The 18,581-nt window shown below is 64.4% G+C and carries 13 protein-coding genes and 1 pseudogene; 5 read left to right on the top strand and 9 right to left on the bottom strand.

From position 1 onward, the window contains the following. Window positions 1-117 precede the first annotated feature (117 nt). From AC1RBA_RS00115 to AC1RBA_RS00130, 4 genes and pseudogenes are all read left to right on the top strand, one after another. Window positions 118-1,371: an efflux RND transporter periplasmic adaptor subunit gene (locus AC1RBA_RS00115; RefSeq protein ID WP_121669927.1), complete on the top strand. Its 1,254-nt coding sequence runs from the start codon at window positions 118-120 to the stop codon at window positions 1,369-1,371. Window positions 1,372-1,373: 2 nt separating this feature from the next. After that, window positions 1,374-4,574: an efflux RND transporter permease subunit gene (locus tag AC1RBA_RS00120; protein WP_070219500.1), complete on the top strand. Its 3,201-nt coding sequence runs from the start codon at window positions 1,374-1,376 to the stop codon at window positions 4,572-4,574. Between the two features lie 44 nt (window positions 4,575-4,618). Then, window positions 4,619-6,064 carry an efflux transporter outer membrane subunit gene (locus AC1RBA_RS00125; RefSeq protein ID WP_070219510.1) on the top strand — a complete coding sequence of 482 codons (1,446 nt, stop codon included), beginning with the start codon at window positions 4,619-4,621 and terminating at the stop codon, window positions 6,062-6,064. Window positions 6,065-6,204: 140 nt separating this feature from the next. Next, window positions 6,205-6,641 (top strand): annotated as a pseudogene (locus tag AC1RBA_RS00130) (fasciclin domain-containing protein). A 55-nt stretch (window positions 6,642-6,696) separates the two neighbouring features. Here the strand turns inward: AC1RBA_RS00130 and AC1RBA_RS00135 are convergent. The 8 genes from AC1RBA_RS00135 to AC1RBA_RS00170 all read right to left on the bottom strand — a co-directional run bounded on the left by AC1RBA_RS00135 (window position 6,697) and on the right by AC1RBA_RS00170 (window position 13,540). After that, window positions 6,697-6,960 (bottom strand): hypothetical protein, encoded by a 264-nt coding sequence (locus tag AC1RBA_RS00135; protein ID WP_492415945.1) that lies wholly within the window; start codon window positions 6,958-6,960, stop codon window positions 6,697-6,699. Between the two features lie 45 nt (window positions 6,961-7,005). Continuing rightward, the gene (locus tag AC1RBA_RS00140) at window positions 7,006-7,350 is read right to left on the bottom strand and encodes a hypothetical protein (RefSeq protein ID WP_230504663.1); all 345 of its coding nucleotides are present in this window, start codon (window positions 7,348-7,350) and stop codon (window positions 7,006-7,008) included. A gap of 115 nt (window positions 7,351-7,465) precedes the next feature. Next, on the bottom strand, window positions 7,466-8,488 hold the full coding sequence (locus AC1RBA_RS00145; RefSeq protein ID WP_492415946.1) for a serine hydrolase domain-containing protein: 1,023 nt from the start codon (window positions 8,486-8,488) through the stop codon (window positions 7,466-7,468). 63 nt (window positions 8,489-8,551) lie between these two features. Next, window positions 8,552-9,787, bottom strand: coding sequence for a PepSY-associated TM helix domain-containing protein (locus tag AC1RBA_RS00150; RefSeq protein WP_492417148.1), 1,236 nt, complete (start codon window positions 9,785-9,787; stop codon window positions 8,552-8,554). A 15-nt stretch (window positions 9,788-9,802) separates the two neighbouring features. Next, on the bottom strand, window positions 9,803-11,971 hold the full coding sequence (locus AC1RBA_RS00155; RefSeq protein ID WP_492415947.1) for a TonB-dependent siderophore receptor: 2,169 nt from the start codon (window positions 11,969-11,971) through the stop codon (window positions 9,803-9,805). 279 nt (window positions 11,972-12,250) lie between these two features. Continuing rightward, the gene (locus AC1RBA_RS00160) at window positions 12,251-12,595 is read right to left on the bottom strand and encodes a hypothetical protein (RefSeq protein ID WP_230504669.1); all 345 of its coding nucleotides are present in this window, start codon (window positions 12,593-12,595) and stop codon (window positions 12,251-12,253) included. Window positions 12,596-12,634: 39 nt separating this feature from the next. Next, window positions 12,635-12,988 carry a hypothetical protein gene (locus AC1RBA_RS00165; protein WP_492415949.1) on the bottom strand — a complete coding sequence of 118 codons (354 nt, stop codon included), beginning with the start codon at window positions 12,986-12,988 and terminating at the stop codon, window positions 12,635-12,637. Window positions 12,989-13,210: 222 nt separating this feature from the next. Next, the gene (locus AC1RBA_RS00170; RefSeq protein WP_070289293.1) at window positions 13,211-13,540 is read right to left on the bottom strand and encodes a hypothetical protein; all 330 of its coding nucleotides are present in this window, start codon (window positions 13,538-13,540) and stop codon (window positions 13,211-13,213) included. A 210-nt stretch (window positions 13,541-13,750) separates the two neighbouring features. Between AC1RBA_RS00170 and ligD the strand changes: the two genes are divergently transcribed. Then, window positions 13,751-16,237 (top strand): DNA ligase D, encoded by a 2,487-nt coding sequence (gene ligD, locus AC1RBA_RS00175; RefSeq protein ID WP_492415951.1) that lies wholly within the window; start codon window positions 13,751-13,753, stop codon window positions 16,235-16,237. On the opposite strand, the gene AC1RBA_RS00180 is transcribed toward ligD, so the two are convergent. Then, window positions 16,221-18,533, bottom strand: coding sequence for a PAS domain S-box protein (locus tag AC1RBA_RS00180; protein ID WP_492415953.1), 2,313 nt, complete (start codon window positions 18,531-18,533; stop codon window positions 16,221-16,223). The genes ligD and AC1RBA_RS00180 overlap by 17 nt on opposite strands. Between the last annotated feature and the right edge of the window lie 48 nt (window positions 18,534-18,581).

Genomic DNA, 18,581 nt, shown 5'->3' on the forward strand with positions numbered 1-18,581 from the left:
GCCTGTTTACCTTTGATCGAGCGCCGTCGGGCGCCATGGCACCACCATTCACTTTTTCAGCTGGGTTGCTTTCTGCCGCCCATATCATTAGAAATTTTCATAAAACAGGGAAATAAAATGAAAAACGTTCAACAATTTTCCACCTTAGGTACACTCATCAAGCCCCTGGCGGCCTCGCTCGCGCTGGCGGGACTGGTGGCCGTGAGCCTGGCCGGCTGCGATTCGGCCAATAGCAAGGTGCCCGACGCGCCAGCGGCCGGCGGCCCGCCCATCTCGGCCGCCGCCGTCGTTGAAAAACAGATCACGGAAACGCAGGAATTCTCGGGCCGCCTGGAAGCGATCGAGCGCGTGGAAATCCGCTCGCGCGTCGGCGGCTTCATCACGGCCGTCAACTTCAAGCCGGGCAGCGAAGTGAAGAAGGGCGATGTGCTGTTCGTCATCGATCCGCGTCCATTTCAGGCTGAAGTGTCGCGCGCCGAAGGCACGGCCGCCTCGGCCCGCGCCAAGGCGGAACTGGCCAAGCTGGAACTGTCGCGCGCTGAAAAGCTGCTGGCCGAAAAAGCCATCGCCCAGCGCGAATTCGATGAAAAGGCCTCGGGCCTGAAAGAGCTGGACGCGAATGTCCGCTCGGCGCAAGCCGCGTATGAAGCGGCCAGGCTGAACCTGTCGTACACGCAGGTGCAGGCGCCGATCAGCGGCCGCGTCAGCAAGGCGGAAATCACCGTCGGCAACCTGATCGACGCTTCCGCCATTTTGACGTCGGTGGTGTCGACGGACCGCATCTACGCCAGCTTCGATGGCGATGAAGATACCTACCTGCGCGTGGCCGGCACGGCGCAAAAGGGCACGCCCGTCACCGTCAAGGTGGGCCTGGCCAATGAAACGGGCTTCCCGCACGAAGGCAAGCTGGAATTCGTCGACAACCAGCTCGACCCGGCCACGGGCAGCGTGCGCATGCGCGCCACCTTCGCCAACGCCGAGCGCCAGCTGGTGCCGGGCCTGTTCGCGCGCATCCAGCTCGACGGCGGCAACGGCCCGCACGCGCAAAGCACGGCGCTGTTGATCTCCGACCGCGCCGTCGGCACGGATCAAAGCCGCAAATACGTCTACGTGGTGGGCGCCGACAACAAGGCCGAATACCGCGCCGTCAAGCTGGGCCCGACCTCGGACGGCTTGCGCGTGGTGCGAGAAGGCTTGAAAGCGGGCGAAAAAATCGTCGTCAACGGCTTGCAGCGCGTGCGCCCCGGCGCGCCCGTGACGCCGCAGATGGTGGCGATGGATTTCGACCCGACCGCGCCCGTCGCTCCCGCAAAACCTGAAGCAAAAGACGCCAAGATCGCCGCGAAAGCAGCATCGACTTCCAAGGAATAAACATGAATTTTTCCCGCTTTTTCATCGACAAGCCGATTTTCGCGGCGGTGCTGTCGATCGTCATATTCGTGGCCGGGCTGCTGTCGATATTCGGCCTGCCCATCTCCGAATATCCCGACGTCGTGCCGCCTTCGGTGGTGGTGCGCGCGCAATACCCGGGCGCCAACCCGAAAGTGATCGCCGAAACCGTGGCCGCGCCGCTCGAAGAGCAGATCAACGGCGTCGAGAACATGCTCTACATGTCCTCGCAAAACACGTCCGACGGCGCGATGATGCTGACCGTGACCTTCAAGATCGGCACCAACGTCGAGCAGGCCGAGACGCAGGTGCAGAACCGCGTGCAGCGCGCCTTGCCGCGCCTGCCCGAGGAAGTGCGCCAGATCGGCGTGACGACGGTGAAATCGTCGCCGAATCTGACCATGGTCGTGCATCTGGTGTCGCCCAACAAGCGCTATGACGATATGTACCTGCGTAACTACGCGGTGCTGAACGTCAAGGACCAATTGGCCCGTTTGCCCGGCATGGGCGACATCCAGATCTTCGGCGCCGGCGACTATGCGATGCGCATCTGGCTCGACCCGCAAAAGGTAGCGGCGCGCGGCATGACGGCCAATGACGTCGTCGACGCGATCCGCGAGCAGAACGTGCAGGTGGCTGCCGGCGTGATCGGCGCCTCGCCAGCGAAGAACTCGGACTTCCAGTTGACCGTCAACACGCAGGGTCGTCTGCAGACGCCCGAGGAATTCGGCGCCATCATCGTGCGCACCAATGCCGACGGCGCCGTGACGCACCTGAAGGACGTGGCGCGCGTGGAAATGGGCGCAAACAGCTACTCGCTGCGTTCGCTGCTGAACAACAATCCTGCCGTCGGCATGGGTATTTTCGAAGCGCCGAACGCCAACGCGCTGCAATTGTCTTCCGACGTGCGCGCCAAGATGGACGAACTGAAAAAAGACTTCCCGCAAGGCGTGGAATACCGCATCGAGTACGACCCCACGCAGTTCGTGCGTTCGTCCATCGAAGCCGTAATCCACACACTGCTGGAAGCCATCGCCCTGGTGGTGCTGGTGGTGATCATCTTCCTGCAAACCTGGCGCGCATCGATCATCCCGCTGCTGGCCGTTCCCGTCTCGATCGTCGGCACCTTTGCCGTGATGCTGGGCTTTGGCTTCTCGATCAACACCCTGTCGCTGTTCGGCCTCGTGCTGGCCATCGGTATCGTCGTCGATGACGCCATCGTCGTGGTGGAAAACGTCGAGCGCAACATCGAGGAAGGCCTCTCGCCGCGCGACGCCACCATCCAGGCCATGAAAGAGGTCAGCGGTCCCATCGTCGCCATCGCCCTGGTGCTGTGCGCCGTGTTCGTGCCGATCGCCTTCGTGCCCGGCCTGTCGGGCGAGTTCTACCGCCAGTTCGCGCTGACGATCGCCATTTCGACCGTGATCTCCGCTTTCAGCTCGCTGACCCTGGCGCCGGCCCTGTCGGCCGCTTTGCTGAAACCGCACGATGCGCCGAAAGACGCGCTGACGCGCGGCATGGACATGGTCTTCGGCCGCTTCTTCGCCTGGTTCAACCGCTTCTTCGGCCGCGCCTCGCACCGCTACGAAGCGGGCGTGAAGGGCGTGTTGGGCCGCAAGAGCGCCTCGCTGGGCGTGTATGCGCTGCTGGTCGTTGCCGCCATCTTCACCTTCAAGTCTGTGCCTGCCGGCTTCGTGCCAGCGCAGGACAAGCAATACCTGGTGGGCTTTGCGCAATTGCCTGACGCCGCCTCGCTGGACCGCACGGAAGATGTCGTGCGCCGCATGTCCGACGTCATCAAGTCGGTGCCGGGCGTCGAATCGACCATCGCCTTCCCCGGCCTGTCGATCAACGACTTTACCAACGCGCCAAACGCCGGCATCGTCTTCGCCACCCTGAAGCCGTTCGACGAGCGTACGACCAAGGAGCTGTCCGGCGGCGCCATCGCGGCCGAGATCAACAAGCGCCTGGGCGGTATCCAGGACGCCTTCATCATGGTCTTCCCGCCACCGCCCGTCAACGGCCTCGGTACCATCGGCGGCTTCAAGATGATGATCGAAGACCGCGGCAACCTCGGTTACGACGCGCTGTACAACGCCACCCAGGCACTGGCCGCGAAAGCGTACCAGACGCCGGAACTGGCGGGCGTGTTCTCGGGTTACCAGATCAACGTGCCGCAGCTGTTCGCCGACGTCGACCGCGTGAAAGCCAAGCAGATGGGCGTGCAGCTGCAAACGATTTACCAGACCTTGCAGATCAACCTCGGTTCGCTGTACGTGAATGACTTCAACCAGTTTGGCCGCACCTACCAGGTGCGCGTGCAGGCCGATGCGGCATTCCGTTCGCATGCGCAGGACATCGCGCAGCTGAAGGTACGCAATGACAAGGGCGAGATGATCCCGCTGTCGTCGCTGATGCGCGTCAAGGACAGCTATGGTCCTGACCGCGTGCAGCGCTACAACGCCTATGCCGCAGCCGATTTCAACGGCGGCGCAGCCCCTGGCGTATCGAGCGGCCAGGCGCAAGTCGCGCTGGAGCGCATCGCCAAGGAAGTGCTGCCGCAGGGGATTTCGTATGAGTGGACGGAGCTGACCTACCAGGACATCTTGTCCGGCAATACGATGATCTATGTCTTCCCGCTGTGCGTGCTGCTGGTGTTCCTGGTGCTCGCTGCCCAGTATGAAAGCTGGACCCTGCCGCTGGCCGTGATCCTGATCGTGCCGATGTCGATCCTCTGCGCGCTGTTGGGCGTCAAATTGACCGGCGGCGACAACAACGTGTTCACCCAGATCGCGCTGTTCGTGCTGGTGGGGCTGGCATCAAAAAATGCCATCCTGATCGTGGAATTTGCCCGCGAACTGGAAGAGCATGGCCGCACCGTCGTGCAAGCGGCGCTGGAAGCGTGCCGTCTGCGTCTGCGTCCGATCCTGATGACGTCGATCGCCTTCATCATGGGCGTGGTGCCCCTGGTGTTCTCGCACGGCGCCGGTTCGGAAATGCGCCATGCGATGGGCGTGGCGGTATTCGCCGGCATGCTGGGCGTGACCTTCTTCGGCCTGTTCCTGACGCCCGTGTTCTACGTACTGCTGCGCACCCTGGCGCAGCGTTTTGAGAAAAAACCAGCCGCCGCTGCCGCCAAGCCTGTCGCCGCGCCAGCGCTGGACCTGGAAGGAGATATATATTGAAAACCAATGCAATCATCCGGCGCGCGGCGCCCGTCTTGAGCGCCATGGCCGCCGCAGTCCTGCTGGCCGCCTGCGCGGCGCCCGAGTTCAAGCAGCCGCAGATCGAGACGCCGGCGGCGTTCAAGGAAGCACAAACCTTGCCTGCCGTGCAGACGGCAGCCGACGGCACGCGCTGGAAGCAGGGCGTGCCGGCCGAGCGCCAGGCGCGCGGCGAGTGGTGGCTGGCGTTCAATGATCCGGCTTTGACTGGCCTGATCAACGAGGCCACGCAGGCGAACGCCAACCTGGCGGTCGCCGCCGCCCGCGTCAAGCAGGCGAGGGCGATTGCCGGCATCGCCGAAGCGGACCGCATTCCGCAAGTGGGCGTGAACGTGGGCGGCCAGCGCAACCGCGCTTCCGCCGTGTCGCTCGGCTTGCCGAACGGCGCGCCGGTGGCGGCGACCAACGTCTACCAGGCCAACCTGACGGCCAGCTACGAAGTCGATCTGTTCGGCAGGGTGGCATCGAACGTCAGCGCCTCGCGCAGCGATGCGCTGGCCGTGGAAGCGACTTACCGCTCGGTGCTGCTGTCCTTGCAGGCCGACGTGGCGCAAACCTACTTCCAGCTGCGCGCCACGGACGCCGAACTGGCGACCCTGGAACAGACGGTGCGCCTGCGCGAGGAGAGCGTGCATGTGAACCAGCGCCGTTACGACCTGGGCGACATCGGCGAATTTGACCTGTCCCGTGCCCGCACGGAGCTGTCGACCGTGCGCGCCGAAGCCATCGGCCTGCAGCGCCAGCGCGCCACCAGCGAGCATGCGCTGGCCGTCCTGCTGGGCAAACCTGCCGCCAGCTTCACGGCCGGCGTCAACCCCCTGCAGGACAGCGGCTTCCTGCCCGTGATCCCGGCCGGCATGCCGTCGTCCCTGCTGGAACGCCGTCCCGACATCGCGTCGGCGCAGCGCACCATGGAAGCGTCGAATGCGCGCATCGGCGTGGCCAAGTCGGCCATGTTCCCCGCCTTGAGCCTGAACGCTTCCGGCGGCGGCGCGTCCGATACCTTCTCGGACATCTTCAAGTGGAGCAGCCGCTCCTGGCTGCTGGGCGCCCTGATGTCGATGCCCATCATCGACGGTGGCCGCAACAAGGCGGCCGTGAGCCGCAGCGAAGCGCAGCTGGAAGAATCGGTGGCGACGTATCGCCAGAGCGTGCTGGTGGCCTTCGCCGAGGTGGAAGACAACCTGGCCGGCCTGCGCATCCTGTCGGGCCAGACGCAGCAGATCGACGAAGCCGTCGTCTCGGCGCGCCGCTCGGCCGACCTGGCGCAAAAGCTGTACGACGCGGGCCGTTCCAGCTACCTTGATCTGCTCGACGCGCAGCGCAACCTGGCGGCCATCGAGCGCAATGCCGTGCAGCTGCGCGGCAACCGCGCCGTCACCACGGTGGCGCTGATCCGCGCCCTGGGCGGCGGCTGGGGCGAGACGGAGCCGCAAGTCGCGGCCAACTAGTATCCCGGCGATAAGCCAGTCAAGAACGGCGTCGTGCATTGCACGGCGCCGTTTTTTTATGGTTGGCGCAGGTCGGCTCAGCGCTGTAGGTCGGCTTAGCGCGCAGCGCGTAAGCCGACAATACCCTGTTCATTACGTCCATGCTGGCCGCCAGCGCCCCCTTTGCCGCCGACATGGCGACCATGGTCGGTGGCCAGAGCATGTATCCGTCCAGGGACATCGTCGACAACGCCGTCAATTCGGCCGACCACACGACCCTGGTCGCCGCCGTGAAGGCGGCTGGCCTGGTCGACACCCTGGTCAAGCCGGAAACAAGGCGACCCTGACGAAAATCCTCACCTACCACGTGGTGCCCGGCAAATACGACTTCAAGGCGCTGGCCAGGGAAATCAAGATGCATGACGGTAAAGCCAGCTTGCCCACGGCGAGCGGTGGCAAGCTGATGTTCGCCATGAACGGCATGCACAACATCGTGGTGATGGATGAAGGCGGCAACAGCGCCAACATCGGCACCTATGACGTGTACCAGTCGAATGGCGTGATCAATGTCATCGACACGGTGCTGATGCCACAATAAGCGGACGAAAAAAAAGACAGGGAAAACCCTGTCTTTTTGGCTTGCGCGGCCGCGATTACTTGGCTGGCGCTGCTGCTGGTGCGGAAGCTGCTGGTGCGGCCGGAGTTGCTGGCGTTGCTGGTGCCGCTTTCTTCGCCTTGTGATGCTTGGCTTTCTTGTGCGCGGCCGGCTTGACGGCTGCTGCCGGGGCTTCGGCCTTGACGACAGGGGCGACGACAGGAATCGGTGCCACTGGAGCGACTGGCGCGACGGCTGGCGTCTGGGCGAAAGCGGCGGTGGCGAACAGGCTGGCGATCAGGGTGGCGATAACTTTTTTCATGATGAGATCCTTGGTGTTTTTTCGGGTGAATGCAGTGGGAAGAAATTACTTCGCTGGAGCCGCTTCAGCGGTGGCCGATGCCAGCTTTTCGTCAGCCTTGGCCTTGGTTTTCTTGGCTTTGTGGTGGGCTTTGGCCTTGGTGGTGGCCGCTTCCGCTTTGGCGCTGGCGACGTCCGTCTTGGCGGCGACGACGGCTTTCGCTTCTTTCGCGTCCGCTTTGACGACCGTTTGCGCTTCCTTGGCATCGGCTTTTACGACGGCCTTGGTGTGGGCCGCTTCCACTTTGGCGGGAACCGAGGCTGCCGGGGTGGCTGCAGGAGCTGCAGGCGTCTGGGCAAAGGCAGCGGTTGCGAACAGGCCGGCGATCAGGGTAGCGATTACGTTTTTCATGGTGCAGTCCTCAGTGGTGGTTTGTCTGGTAAGTCTGTTGGTGCCGGGATGATTCCCGTGTCACTGAGCATAAAACGCGGCCCCGGACGCTTGCGTTGACGGTCATTACAAACGCTTACATCTGCGTGGCATCGGCTTTCAGGACGGCTTTCAGGATGTCTTCCGAACGGCGCTGCCCATGCGCCTTGCCGTAGGCGCTGGATGCCACGCTCACCACCATGCGGCGCGTGGGAATCACATAGATCTTGTTGCCGCCATTGCCCGAGGCGAAATACACGGCGATTTGCTGTCCCCCGATATCCTGCGTCTTCGCGTACCAGAAATAGCCGTAGCTGTCGGCGTAGCGGTCGACGGCGCCGATGGCCACGCGCGGCGCCAGCGCCGCGTGCAGCCAGGCGGCGTCGATGACCCTCTTGCCGCCAACTACGCCATCGTCGAGCACCATCTGGCCGATCTTTGCCGTGTCGCGCGCCCGCAGCGACAGATTGCCCTGTCCCTTCGGATGGTTGGCCACGTCGCGGCCCCAGCTCCAGCGCCTGATGCCCAGTGGCGCGAACAGCACCTTGGCGGCGTAGTCTTCCAGGTCGGCGCCGCTGGCGTTTTCCACCACCCTGCCGGCGATGTACGCCCCCAGCGAGTTGTAGCGGTAGGCGCTGCCCGGCTTTATTGCGGCCGGCACGCCGCGCACGAAGGCGGCGGGGTCGGGCGCCGCATCGAGCTTGTCTTCATTGCCGGGCGACTGTTCGTCTTCATCGAAGGCGGCCAGGCCCGAACGCATGGTCAGCACGTCGTCGAGGACGACCTTGCCCGCCGGGCTGCCGGCCACTTCGGGCCAGTAGTCGCCCACGGTTTTTGTCGTCGCCAGCTGGCCGCGCGCCACGGCCGCACCGGCCAGCAGGGCGGTGATGCTCTTGCCGGCCGAGCGGATGTCGTGCAGGGTATCGGCCGTCTCGCCGTTGTAATAGCGTTCGGCGACGATGGCGCCGTCGCGCAGCACGACGACGGCGCGCAGGTCGCCATGGCTGTCGCGGTCCTGGGCTTGCAGGACTTGCGCGATGGCGGCGGGGGCGCTGTCCTGCGCCAGGGCGGCGCAGGACAGGAGGAGGGTAGTCAGCAAGGACGAGGACAGGCGGCGCATGGACAGCTTTCGTGGCGATGGTCGGATTGCCAGTGTCGCCCAGTTGCGCCGTTTTGTGGCGTTTTACTGCACCTGCTTGCTGAAGTTGGCATGCAGCGGCGCCGGCGCCTTGCCGGTCTGCGCCGCGCGGGCACGGCGCTTTCTCAGCCAGATGATCAGGCCCGTTGCGCTCAGCATGGCCACCACCAGGCCCATGGCGGAAATCAGGATGCGCCCGGGCAGGCCCAGGATGCGGCCCGAATGCAGGGGGAATTGCGCCTGCAGGAAGATGTCGCCCGCGCTGCCCGTGCCGGGCACCACGCCTCCCGCCGGCTTGCCGTCGCGCCCGTCGAAGTACAGCCATGCATTGCCCAGGCCGCCGTCGCCATGGTCGTTGTCCGCCGCGAAGAAACCGACGCCATACAGGCCGTAGGCGGAAGAATAGAACACGCCGCCGGCCGGCAGCGTCCAGCCCCGTCTTGCCGCTTCCGTCTTCGCCAGCGCCACGGCCTCTTCGCGCGTCAGCAGCGGCTCGATGGGGTTCCCGGGGGGCTGCGGCGTGCGGCTGTCGAAGGCGTTCGGGCTGAGCGTGGACAACTTCGCGACCAGGGGACGCATCACCTGGGTTTGCAGATTCATCGACACGGACGTGACGGCCAGCACCAGCAGCAGCAACCAGACCCACACGCCGCCCGAGCGGTGCAGGTCGAAGTTCAGCCTGTGGCCCCCTTCGCGCCAGCGGAAGGCCAGCGACTTGCGCCAGCTGCGCCAGTTTGGAAACGACAGGTACAGGGCGATGCCGCAGTCAAGGACCCACACGATGCCGATGATGCCCATGAACCACACGCCCAGTTCGATGCCCCAGCCATCGGGAATGTGCATGGTGTAGTGCAGTTTATACAGGAAGGGCAGCAGGTTTTCGCGCGTCAGCGAGACCGCGCCCCACTGGCGCGTGCCCTGGATGGCGCCCGTGGCCGGGTCGACGGCCACCTGGTTGAAGCCCGGCTCGAACGGCTTGCCGGTGGCCGGGTCGGGCCGGCCTTCCACCGCGATCAGCGCCGTGTGGCCAGGCTCGATCGCCGTGAGCGCGTAGTTCACGCGCAGGCGCCGGTCCTGCGCCTCGAGCTGGCGCGCCAGTTCCAGCCCCGATTTTGCGGGGCCGACATCGGCGGCGCTGGCGGCGTGGAACAGCTGCGGATTGAGCCAGGCATCGAGCTCGTGATCCCACGAGATCACGGCGCCCGTCAGGCCGGAAATGAACAGGAAGAGCGCCACCGCCAGGCCGAACCAGCGGTGCAGAACAACCATGGGAGGACGCAGTCGCATGGTGGCTCCCTAGTATTTCCAGCTCAGGGTGGCGCTGCCATTGCGGCCTGCCGCGTACAGCGACTGGGTCCAGTACAGGCTGGTCAGGTGCTTCTTGTCCGTCACATTGTTCAGGTTCAGCGACAGGCTGACGTTGCGGCTGATGGCATAGCTGGCCATCAGTCCCAGTTGCGCGTAGGCGCCCTGGTGCAGGGTGGTGCTGTCATCGACCTTGTTGTAGATGGCGTCCTGCCAGGTCAGGCTGGCGCCCAGCTTCAGCGCCGGCACGGCCGGCACGTGATAGGTGGTGGCCAGGTGGAAGCGCTTGCGCGGGATGAAGGTGCGCGCATCCTGGCCGTCTTCGCCTTCGATGCGCAGCTGCGCATAGCCGGCGTTCGCCTGCCAGCCTTTCGCCAGTTCGCCCGAGGCGTCGAGTTCAAAACCCTGCGACTCCGAATCGACGCCCTTGTAGAAGGTCTTGAGGTCGGGCGTGGTGCCGGCCGCTTCGGCCACGTTCTTCTGGCGCGTCTTGAACAGGGTGCCGGACAGGTTCAGGCGGCCGTCGAACCAGTCGCTTTTCAAGCCTGCTTCCAGGCTCTTGCCGGTGGCCGCCGCCAGGGTCTGGCCCGTGCGGTCGATGCTGCTTTGCGGGTTGAAGATTTCCGTATAGCTGCCGTAGGCCGACACATGGCGGCCGATGTCGTACACCAGGCCGAGATAGGGCGTGGTGTCGCTCTGCGACTTGGCCTGGCTGACGCCATACGCGCTGCCCGTGCTGTCGGCCTTGACGGTGTTCACGCCCGCCAGCAGCTTGGCGTTGTCGGCCAGGTTGAAGCGGGCTGCCAGGTAGGCATTCTTGCGTTCGTCCTTGTAGGCGCTGCCATCGGTGGAGGCGTCGAAGAGCGGTTCCGGGTAGGAGCCGTCGAAGGCCGTGCCGTTCGGCAGGGCCGTGCCGATGCCGCGGCCATAATACGACACGTCGTCGAGCGTGGATTTCGACCAGGCCAGGCCCATGCTGAGGTCATGCCGGCGCCCGGCCAGCGTGAATGTGCCCGTGGCGGCGACATCGAGCAGGCGCTGCTTGTTGGCCGAGGCATAGCGCGAAGGGTAGCTGAACAAGCCGTTGCCCGTGGCCTTGTCCGGCGTGCCGTAGACGTAGAACAGTTTGGAATCCGAGGTGGAGCGGTTGTAGGTGGCCGTGGCCGTCACGCGCCAGTCGGCATTGAACTGGTGCGCCAGTTCGGCGAAGGTGCTGTTGTTGAGGATGCTCCAGCGCGACCAGTCGGCCGACGTCGAGGCGGAAACCGGGTAGTCGGTGGGCATGCCGTCCGTGTAGGCGACGGGCAGGGCGCCCCACATGCCGCCCCTGGCCAGGTTGTTCTGGTAGCTGTGGCCCACGGCCAGGCGGGTGTCCGGCGTCAGTTTCGCTTCGACGATGGCGTAGGCGACATCCTTGCGCGGCGAGTAGCGGTCCAGGTGGGAATCGCCTTCCTCGTGCGCGGCGACGAAGCGGGCCGCCACCTTGCCGTCGCTGCCGAGCGGCGTCGAGACGTCGGCATCGACGCGGCGCGTGTTCCAGGAGCCGAGCGTGACGCCGGCAGCAGCGGCCAGGCCCTGGGTCGGGCGCTTGCGCACGAAGTTGACGGTGGCCGACGGATTGCCGGTCGAGGAAATCAGGCCATTCGCGCCGCGCACGATGTCGACGCGCTCGAACAGCGCCGTATCGAGGTCGCCCATCACATTGCCGAAGACGAAAGGAATGCCGACGCCGTCGAACTGGAAGTTGGTGATGTCGTAGCCGCGCGCCGTGTAATAGGTGCGGTCCGTTTCCACCGCTTCCACCGTCACGCCCGTCGTTTGCGCCAGCACCTTGCTGGCGTTATCGAGCCTGAAATCGTCCATTTGCGCGCGCGTGACCACGGAAACGGCCTGCGGCGTCTCGCGCAGCGACAGGTCGAACTTGCTGGCCGAGGCGCTTTTGCGCGCCGTGTAGGCGTTCGCGTCGCTGCTGCCCGTGACGGTAATGGTTTGCATCACGGGCGTATCTTCGCCAGCGTCATCGGCGGGGGCGCCGTCGGCGCCATGCGCCATGCCGGCGCCGAGCGCCAGTGAAATGGCCAGGGCCAGCGGGCGCAACGACAGCGCGGCGGGGGAGGATGGGGTGGACGGTGCGGCGGAAGGGGTGATGCGACCTGGCATTGAAACGGCTCCTGAATCAAGGATGAGAATGAGAATAATTCTCAATTCTATTTGAGGAGGGGCCGGAATGGGGACTTTTTGTGACTGAAAAGCGTTGTTTTTTTACATCTTTACACGGTTTTACGTGGAAAGCTCCTGCTCCCGAGCGTAAGTATCGGTCATGCGCAGCCGATGCCGGGCGCGAAAAAAAAAGACAGCCGAAGCTGTCCTTGGTATTCGGGGCGAAGCCGCCACGGAAGCGCAGACCCGGCGGACGCGCTCCCGTGGCTACCGCCGCGATTACTTCGCTGGCGCTGGCGCAGGTGCTGCCGGTACGGCTTCTGCCGCTTTCGTTGCATCCGCTTTTACCTTGGCTTTGCTGGCTTTGTGATGGGCCTTGGCCTTGCTGACCTTGGCGTCGGCCTTGGCGCTGGCCACGTCGGCTTTCGCATCGGCGACGACGGCCGCTTCTTTCGCATCGGCTTTCACGACGGCCTTGGTTTCCTTGGCTTCCGCTTTTGCTACGGCTTTCGTGTGGGCCGCTTCCGCCTTGGCGGGAACCGGTGCTGCCGGGGCGGCAGGGGTTTGGGCGAAGGCGGCGGTAGCGAACAGGCTGGCGACGAGGGTGGCGATAACTTTTTTCATTGTATTGTCCTGGAGAGTGGTAAGCGATTGTCTGGGTGATTACTTGGCTGCTGCCGGTGCTGCTTCAGCGGTGGCCGATGCCAGCTTTTCGTCAGCCTTGGCCTTGGTTTTCTTGGCTTTGTGGTGGGCCTTGGCTTTCGTGGTGGCCGCTTCCGCTTTGGCGCTGGCGACTTCCGTTTTCGCGGCGACGACGGCTTTCGCTTCTTTGGCGTCCGCTTTCACGACCGTTTGCGCTTCCTTGGCATCGGCTTTTACGACGGCCTTGGTGTGGGCCGCTTCGACTTTGGCGGGCACTGCCGGAGCTGCTGGGGCTGCGGGCGTCTGGGCAAAGGCAGCGGTTGCGAACAGGCCGGCGATCAGGGTAGCGCTCAGGTTGAAAATGCGTTTTTTCATGGTGCAGTCCTCAGTGGTGGTTTGTCTGGTAAGTCTGTTGGTGCCGGGATGATTCCCGTGTCACTGAGCATAAAACGCGCCCCGGAAGCTTACCGTTGACCTTGTTTACACTTTCTTACAATCAGGTGTTTTATAGGATGTTGCTGCATGATGCTGGCATTAAAATGAAAAAAGACAGCCGAAGCTGTCTTTTTGTGTGGCGCAAAAAATGCGCTGTGGGGATTACTTGGCTGCTGCTGCGGTCGCTTCAGTTTTGGCTTCGTCAGCCTTGGCCTTGGCTTTTTTCGCTTTTTTGTGGGCTTTGGCTTTGGTGACGGCGGCATCGGCCTTGGCGCTGGCGACGTCGGCTTTGGCATCTGCAGCGACAGCGGCTTCTTTCGCATCGGCTTTCACGACGGCCTTGGTTTCTTTTGCTTCTGCTTTAGCCACTTCCTTGGTGTGCTTGGCTTCGGCCTTGGCCGGCGCTGCTGGTGCTGGGGTTTGAGCAAAGGCTGCGGTAGCGAACAAGCCGGCGATCAGAGTAGCGACAATGTTGACAGTGCGTTTTTTCATGATGCAGTTCCTCGAGAAGTGGGGTTGTAGTTCAGGAGATCAATCCCCTGTCACTGAGGCAAAAACGCGCCGTGCGGCAATTGCGTTGACACGTTTTCTCTCAATTACAAACACTTACATTTGCCGGGGCAGGCGCTCTGTTAGCTGGCGTACCGCGCCTTGGCCCCTGGCGGCCTAGACTCGATGCCATCGTCACCGCATGGGTCCGCCATGAAAGCCGCCTTGAAAACCTATCAAGCCAAGCGCAACTTCGCCGTCACGCCCGAGCCTGCGGAGGGCGGCGAGGCGGCGGGCGGCGGGCTCAGCTTCGTCATCCAGAAGCATTGGGCCAGCCGCCTGCACTATGACTTTCGCCTGGAACTGGACGGCACGATGAAAAGCTGGGCCGTGCCGAAAGGCCCCAGCTACGACCCGCGCGACAAGCGCATGGCCGTGCAAGTGGAAGACCACCCGATTGCCTACGCCAGCTTTGAAGGCACGATCCCCGAAAAACAGTATGGCGCGGGCAAGGTCATCATCTGGGACAAGGGCACGTGGCAGCCCCAGCCGGCCACGCCCGATGCGCGCAAGGCGCTGGCGGCCGGCGAGCTGAAATTCACCGTACATGGCCACAAGATGCACGGCAAGTGGGTGCTCGTGCGCATGAAGGGCAAGGGCGAAAAGCAGCCCGCCTGGCTGCTGATCAAGGAAAAAGATGAATATGCCCGGCCGGCGCTGGAATTTTCTGTCGTCGACGAATTCCCCGACAGCGTCAAGCACAAGGCCATGCCCAGGCGCAAACACAGCGCGGAGCAGGCGGCTGCGCCAGCCGCGAAGCTGCCAGCCGCCCTGTCGCCGCAGCTGGCCACGCTCGTCGATGCGCCGCCGCCAGACGCGCAAGACTGGATGTTCGAGGTGAAATTCGACGGTTACCGCATCCTCGCGCGTTGCGATGGCGAACGGGTCAGTTTGATCACGCGCAATGGCAACGACTGGACGGCGAAACTGCCGAAGCTGCGCCAGGCGCTGGAAAAGCTGGGCTTGCCGCCTGGCTGGTATGACGGTGAAATCGTCGTCAACGACGCCAGCGGCCACCCGGATTTTGGCGCCTTGCAGCGCGCCTTCGAGGCGGACACCACCAGCGAGATTGTGTATTACCTGTTCGACGTGCCGTTTTTCGACGGCCACGATCTGCGGGGCCAGCCCGTCGAAGCGCGCCGGGCCTTGCTGGAACAGCTGCTGCAGCGCTTGCCCGCTTCGCCGCTGCTGCGCTTCAGCGAAGCGCTCGACGCCAAGCCCCGGCAATTGCTGGCCCACGCCTGCCGCCTGGGGCTGGAAGGGGTGATTGGCAAGCGGCGCGGCTCGCCCTACGTCACGCGGCGTTCCGGCGACTGGATCAAGCTCAAATGCGGGCTGCGCCAGGAATTCGTCATCGGCGGCTATACGGCGCCGCAAGGCGCGCGCGAAGGCATCGGTTCGCTGCTGCTGGGCGTACACGATGACCAGGGCAAGCTGCGCTATGCGGGCAATGTGGGCAGCGGCTTTGACGATGCGGCCTTGCGCGACTTGCGGCGCCGCCTCGACGCCCTGACCATCGAGACGAGTCCGTTCGCGGGCAAGGCGGGCGGCGTGCGCCAGCCCATCTGGGTCAAGCCGGCGCTGGTGGCCGAGGTCGGTTTTGCGCAATGGACCAGCGGCGGCGCGGTGCGCCACGCCGTGTTTCACGGCTTGCGTGCGGATAAACAGCCGGCCGCCATCGTGCGCGAGCGGCCACAGCGAATCGACAGGGAGAAGACGATGCCAAACCAATCCAGGCCGGACAGCGTCTTGCCGGCCAGTTTCAAGGTCAGCCATGCGGACAGGGTGATCGACAAGGACAGCGGCGCCAGGAAGATCGACCTGGTGCGCTACTACGCGCTGGTGGGCAAGCTGATGCTCGTGCATTTGCGGGGCCGGCCCGTGTCGCTGGTGCGCGCGCCGTCCGGCGTGGGCGGCGAGCTGTTTTTCCAGAAGCATGCGGACACGTCCGCCATGCCCGGTGTCAAACAGCTCGATCCCGGCCTCGATCCCGAGCATGCCAGCATGCTGGAAGTGGCCAGCGTACAGGGCCTGTTGTCGGCTGCGCAATGGAACGTGGTGGAATTTCATACGCAAAACGCACTGGCCAGCGCCTATGACACGCCGAACCGCCTGGTGTTCGACCTGGACCCGGGCAAGGGCGTGGCTTGGCCCGCCATCCGCGAAGCGGCCGTGCTGCTGCGCGCCTTTTTGACGGAACTGGGCTTGCCCGCCTGGCTGAAAACCAGCGGCGGCAAGGGCTTGCACGTGGTCGTGCCGATCCGCCCGAAACACGACTGGGATACCGTCAAGGCGTTTTCGCAAGCCATCGTGGCGCACATGGCGCAGCTCATTCCCCAGCGTTTCGTCCTGAAAAGCGGACCCTCCAACCGGGTCGGCAAGATCTTCATCGATTATTTGCGCAATGGCCGGGGCGCCACCACCGTGTGCGCGTGGTCGGCCCGCACGCGTTCGGGGCTGGGCATTTCCGTGCCGCTGGCCTGGGAGGAGCTCGACCAGCTGAAGGCGGGCGACCAATGGAACGTGGGCAATGTCCACAGCCGTCTCGACGTGGGCAACGCGCCGTGGGCTGGCTATGCGCGCAGCGCGAAAGGGCTCGATGCGGCGATGAAAAAGCTGGCCTTTACGCCTCCGGCTTGAATGTCACGGTGGCGCGCGCCAGCTGCAGGGCTTCGTCGATGGCGGCGTTGAGCTGGGGAATCTCGACGGGTTTGGTCAGGTAGCGGAAAAAGCCCGCGGCCAGGCCATGCCGGATGTCGCCCTTCATGGCGTTGGCCGTCAGGGCGATGACGGGAATGTGCGCCGTGCGCGGATCGTTGCGCAGAATGCGTTGCGCCTGGTTGCCGTTCATGCCGGGCAGGTTGATATCCATCAGGATGACATCGGGCTGGCGTTCCAGCGCCAGCGCGATGCCCTGGCGCGCATCGGTGGCCGAGATCATGCGCAGATGCGGCAGGAAGCTGACGATGTCTTCCACCAGGCGCAGGCTGGCCGGATTGTCTTCCACGTACAGCAGCAGCGCCTGGCCGCTGGCGTCGTCCCCGGCGTCGCCGGCAGGCTCGGATAACCCCTCCGTATCCAGCGGCATGCTGTCGGGCGGCGCGGCCATGGTGTCGAGTTCGATCCAGAACACGCTGCCCTCGCCAAGGCAGCTGTGCACGCCCATGCGTCCGCCCATCAGTTCGACCAGGCGCTTGGTGACGACCAGGCCGATGCCCGTGCCTTCTTCGCTGCCGGCCTCCTGCCCCAGGCGGTTAAACGGCTGGAACAGTTCGGCCATCTGCGCGTCGTCCAGCCCCTTGCCCGTGTCGCGGATGGCGATGCGCACGCACAGCGCATCGGGCTGCGAAATTTCCAGCTCCACCTTGCCGGCCGGGCGGTTGTACTTGATGGCGTTCGACAGCAGGTTCAGCAGCACTTGCTTGAGGCGCGTATGGTCGGCCCTGAGCGTCAGCGCTTCGCAGGCGGGAAAGATCAGGTGGATCTGGCGCTGCTGCGCCTGTTCTTCCACCATCACGCGCACTTCCTCGATCAGCGCGGGTAGCGTCACCGCTTCCATCGACAGGCTCAGGCTGCCTGATTCGATCTTCGCCAGGTCGAGGATTTCATTGATCAGGGTGAGCAGGTGGCGTCCCGAGGTGACGATGTTTTGCACGAAGGTGCGTTTTTGCAGCACGGTGGCGGGCAAGGCTTCGTTGGCCAGCAGCTGGGCAAAGCCGAGGATGGCGTTCAGCGGTGTGCGCAGCTCGTGCGACATGCTGGTGAGAAAACGGTCCTTCGCCTGGCTGGCCCGCTCGAGTTCGACTTTCTGCTCGTTGAGCGTGCGTTCGATGCGCTTGCGCTCGGAGATGTCGCGGATGGCCGACGACACGAGCACGCCTTCGTCTGTTTCCAGCGGCGACAGGCTGATTTCGACGGGAAATTCGGTACCGTCGCGGCGCAAGCCGTACAGTTCCAGCCCTGCGCCCATGGAGCGGGCGCGCGGCGCCGTGGAAAACGCATGGCGGTGGCGCGGATGGTCCATCGCGTAGCGGGCCGGGATCAGCACTTCCACATTGCGCCCGAGCAACTCCGCGCGCGAGTAGCCGAACAGGCGTTCCGTCTGCGAGTTGACGAGCACCATCTCGCCATCGCCGTTGACGATGACGATGGCGTCCGGCGCCGATTCGAGCAGGCCGCGGAACTTCTGCTCGGCGCGGCGGCGGTCGCTGACGTCGCGGATGGCGCTGATGACGAAGGTGCCGATCTCCGTCTGGATGGGCGACAGGCTGATTTCGACGGGAAACTCGATGTTGTCCTTGCGCAGGCCCAGCAACTCCAGGTCGGCGCCCATGGTGCGCGTGCGGGGCTGATCGAAATAGCGCGCGCGGTGCGCCACGTGCGAATGGCGCAGCCGTTGCGGCAGCAGACTATCGATTTGCCTGCCGTTCAATTCGCCTTCCGCGTAGCCGAACAGGCGCTGCGCCTGCTGGTTGGCCAGCACGATGGCGCCCGTGGCATTGACCATGATGACGCTGTCCGGCGTCGATTCGAACAGCACGCGGTAGCGCACCTCGACGAACTGGGCGTCGCGTGCCGCCTTCAGCAAGGTCGTGTCTTTCATGGTGGAAATCAGGTAGCGGGGGGCATCCGCCCCGGCCTGTGCGACCTGGCACGCGACATCGACGTGGATGAGTTCGCCATCCTTGCGCCGCCGCAGCGATTCGCGGTCGTAGCTGCCATGCAGGGTCAGCTGTTCGTCGATCAGCTGTGCCGCCTCGGCTTGTCCGGGCAAGGAGATCAGCTCCCACAGCGTGCGGCCCAGCGCTTCGTCGCTGCCATAGCCGAAGATGCGCTGGGCACCCACCGTCCAGCGCACGACGGCGTGCTCTTCGTTCGTGATGACAACGCCGCCAGGGGCGCCGCTGAGGATAAGCTGATCTAACTCGGCATCCATTTTTTTCCGCACGCGAGACAGGGCTTGCCGGCTGGCAGGCCTGTGCAT

The organism is Janthinobacterium sp. GW823-FHT03B06 (assembly GCF_058796955.1).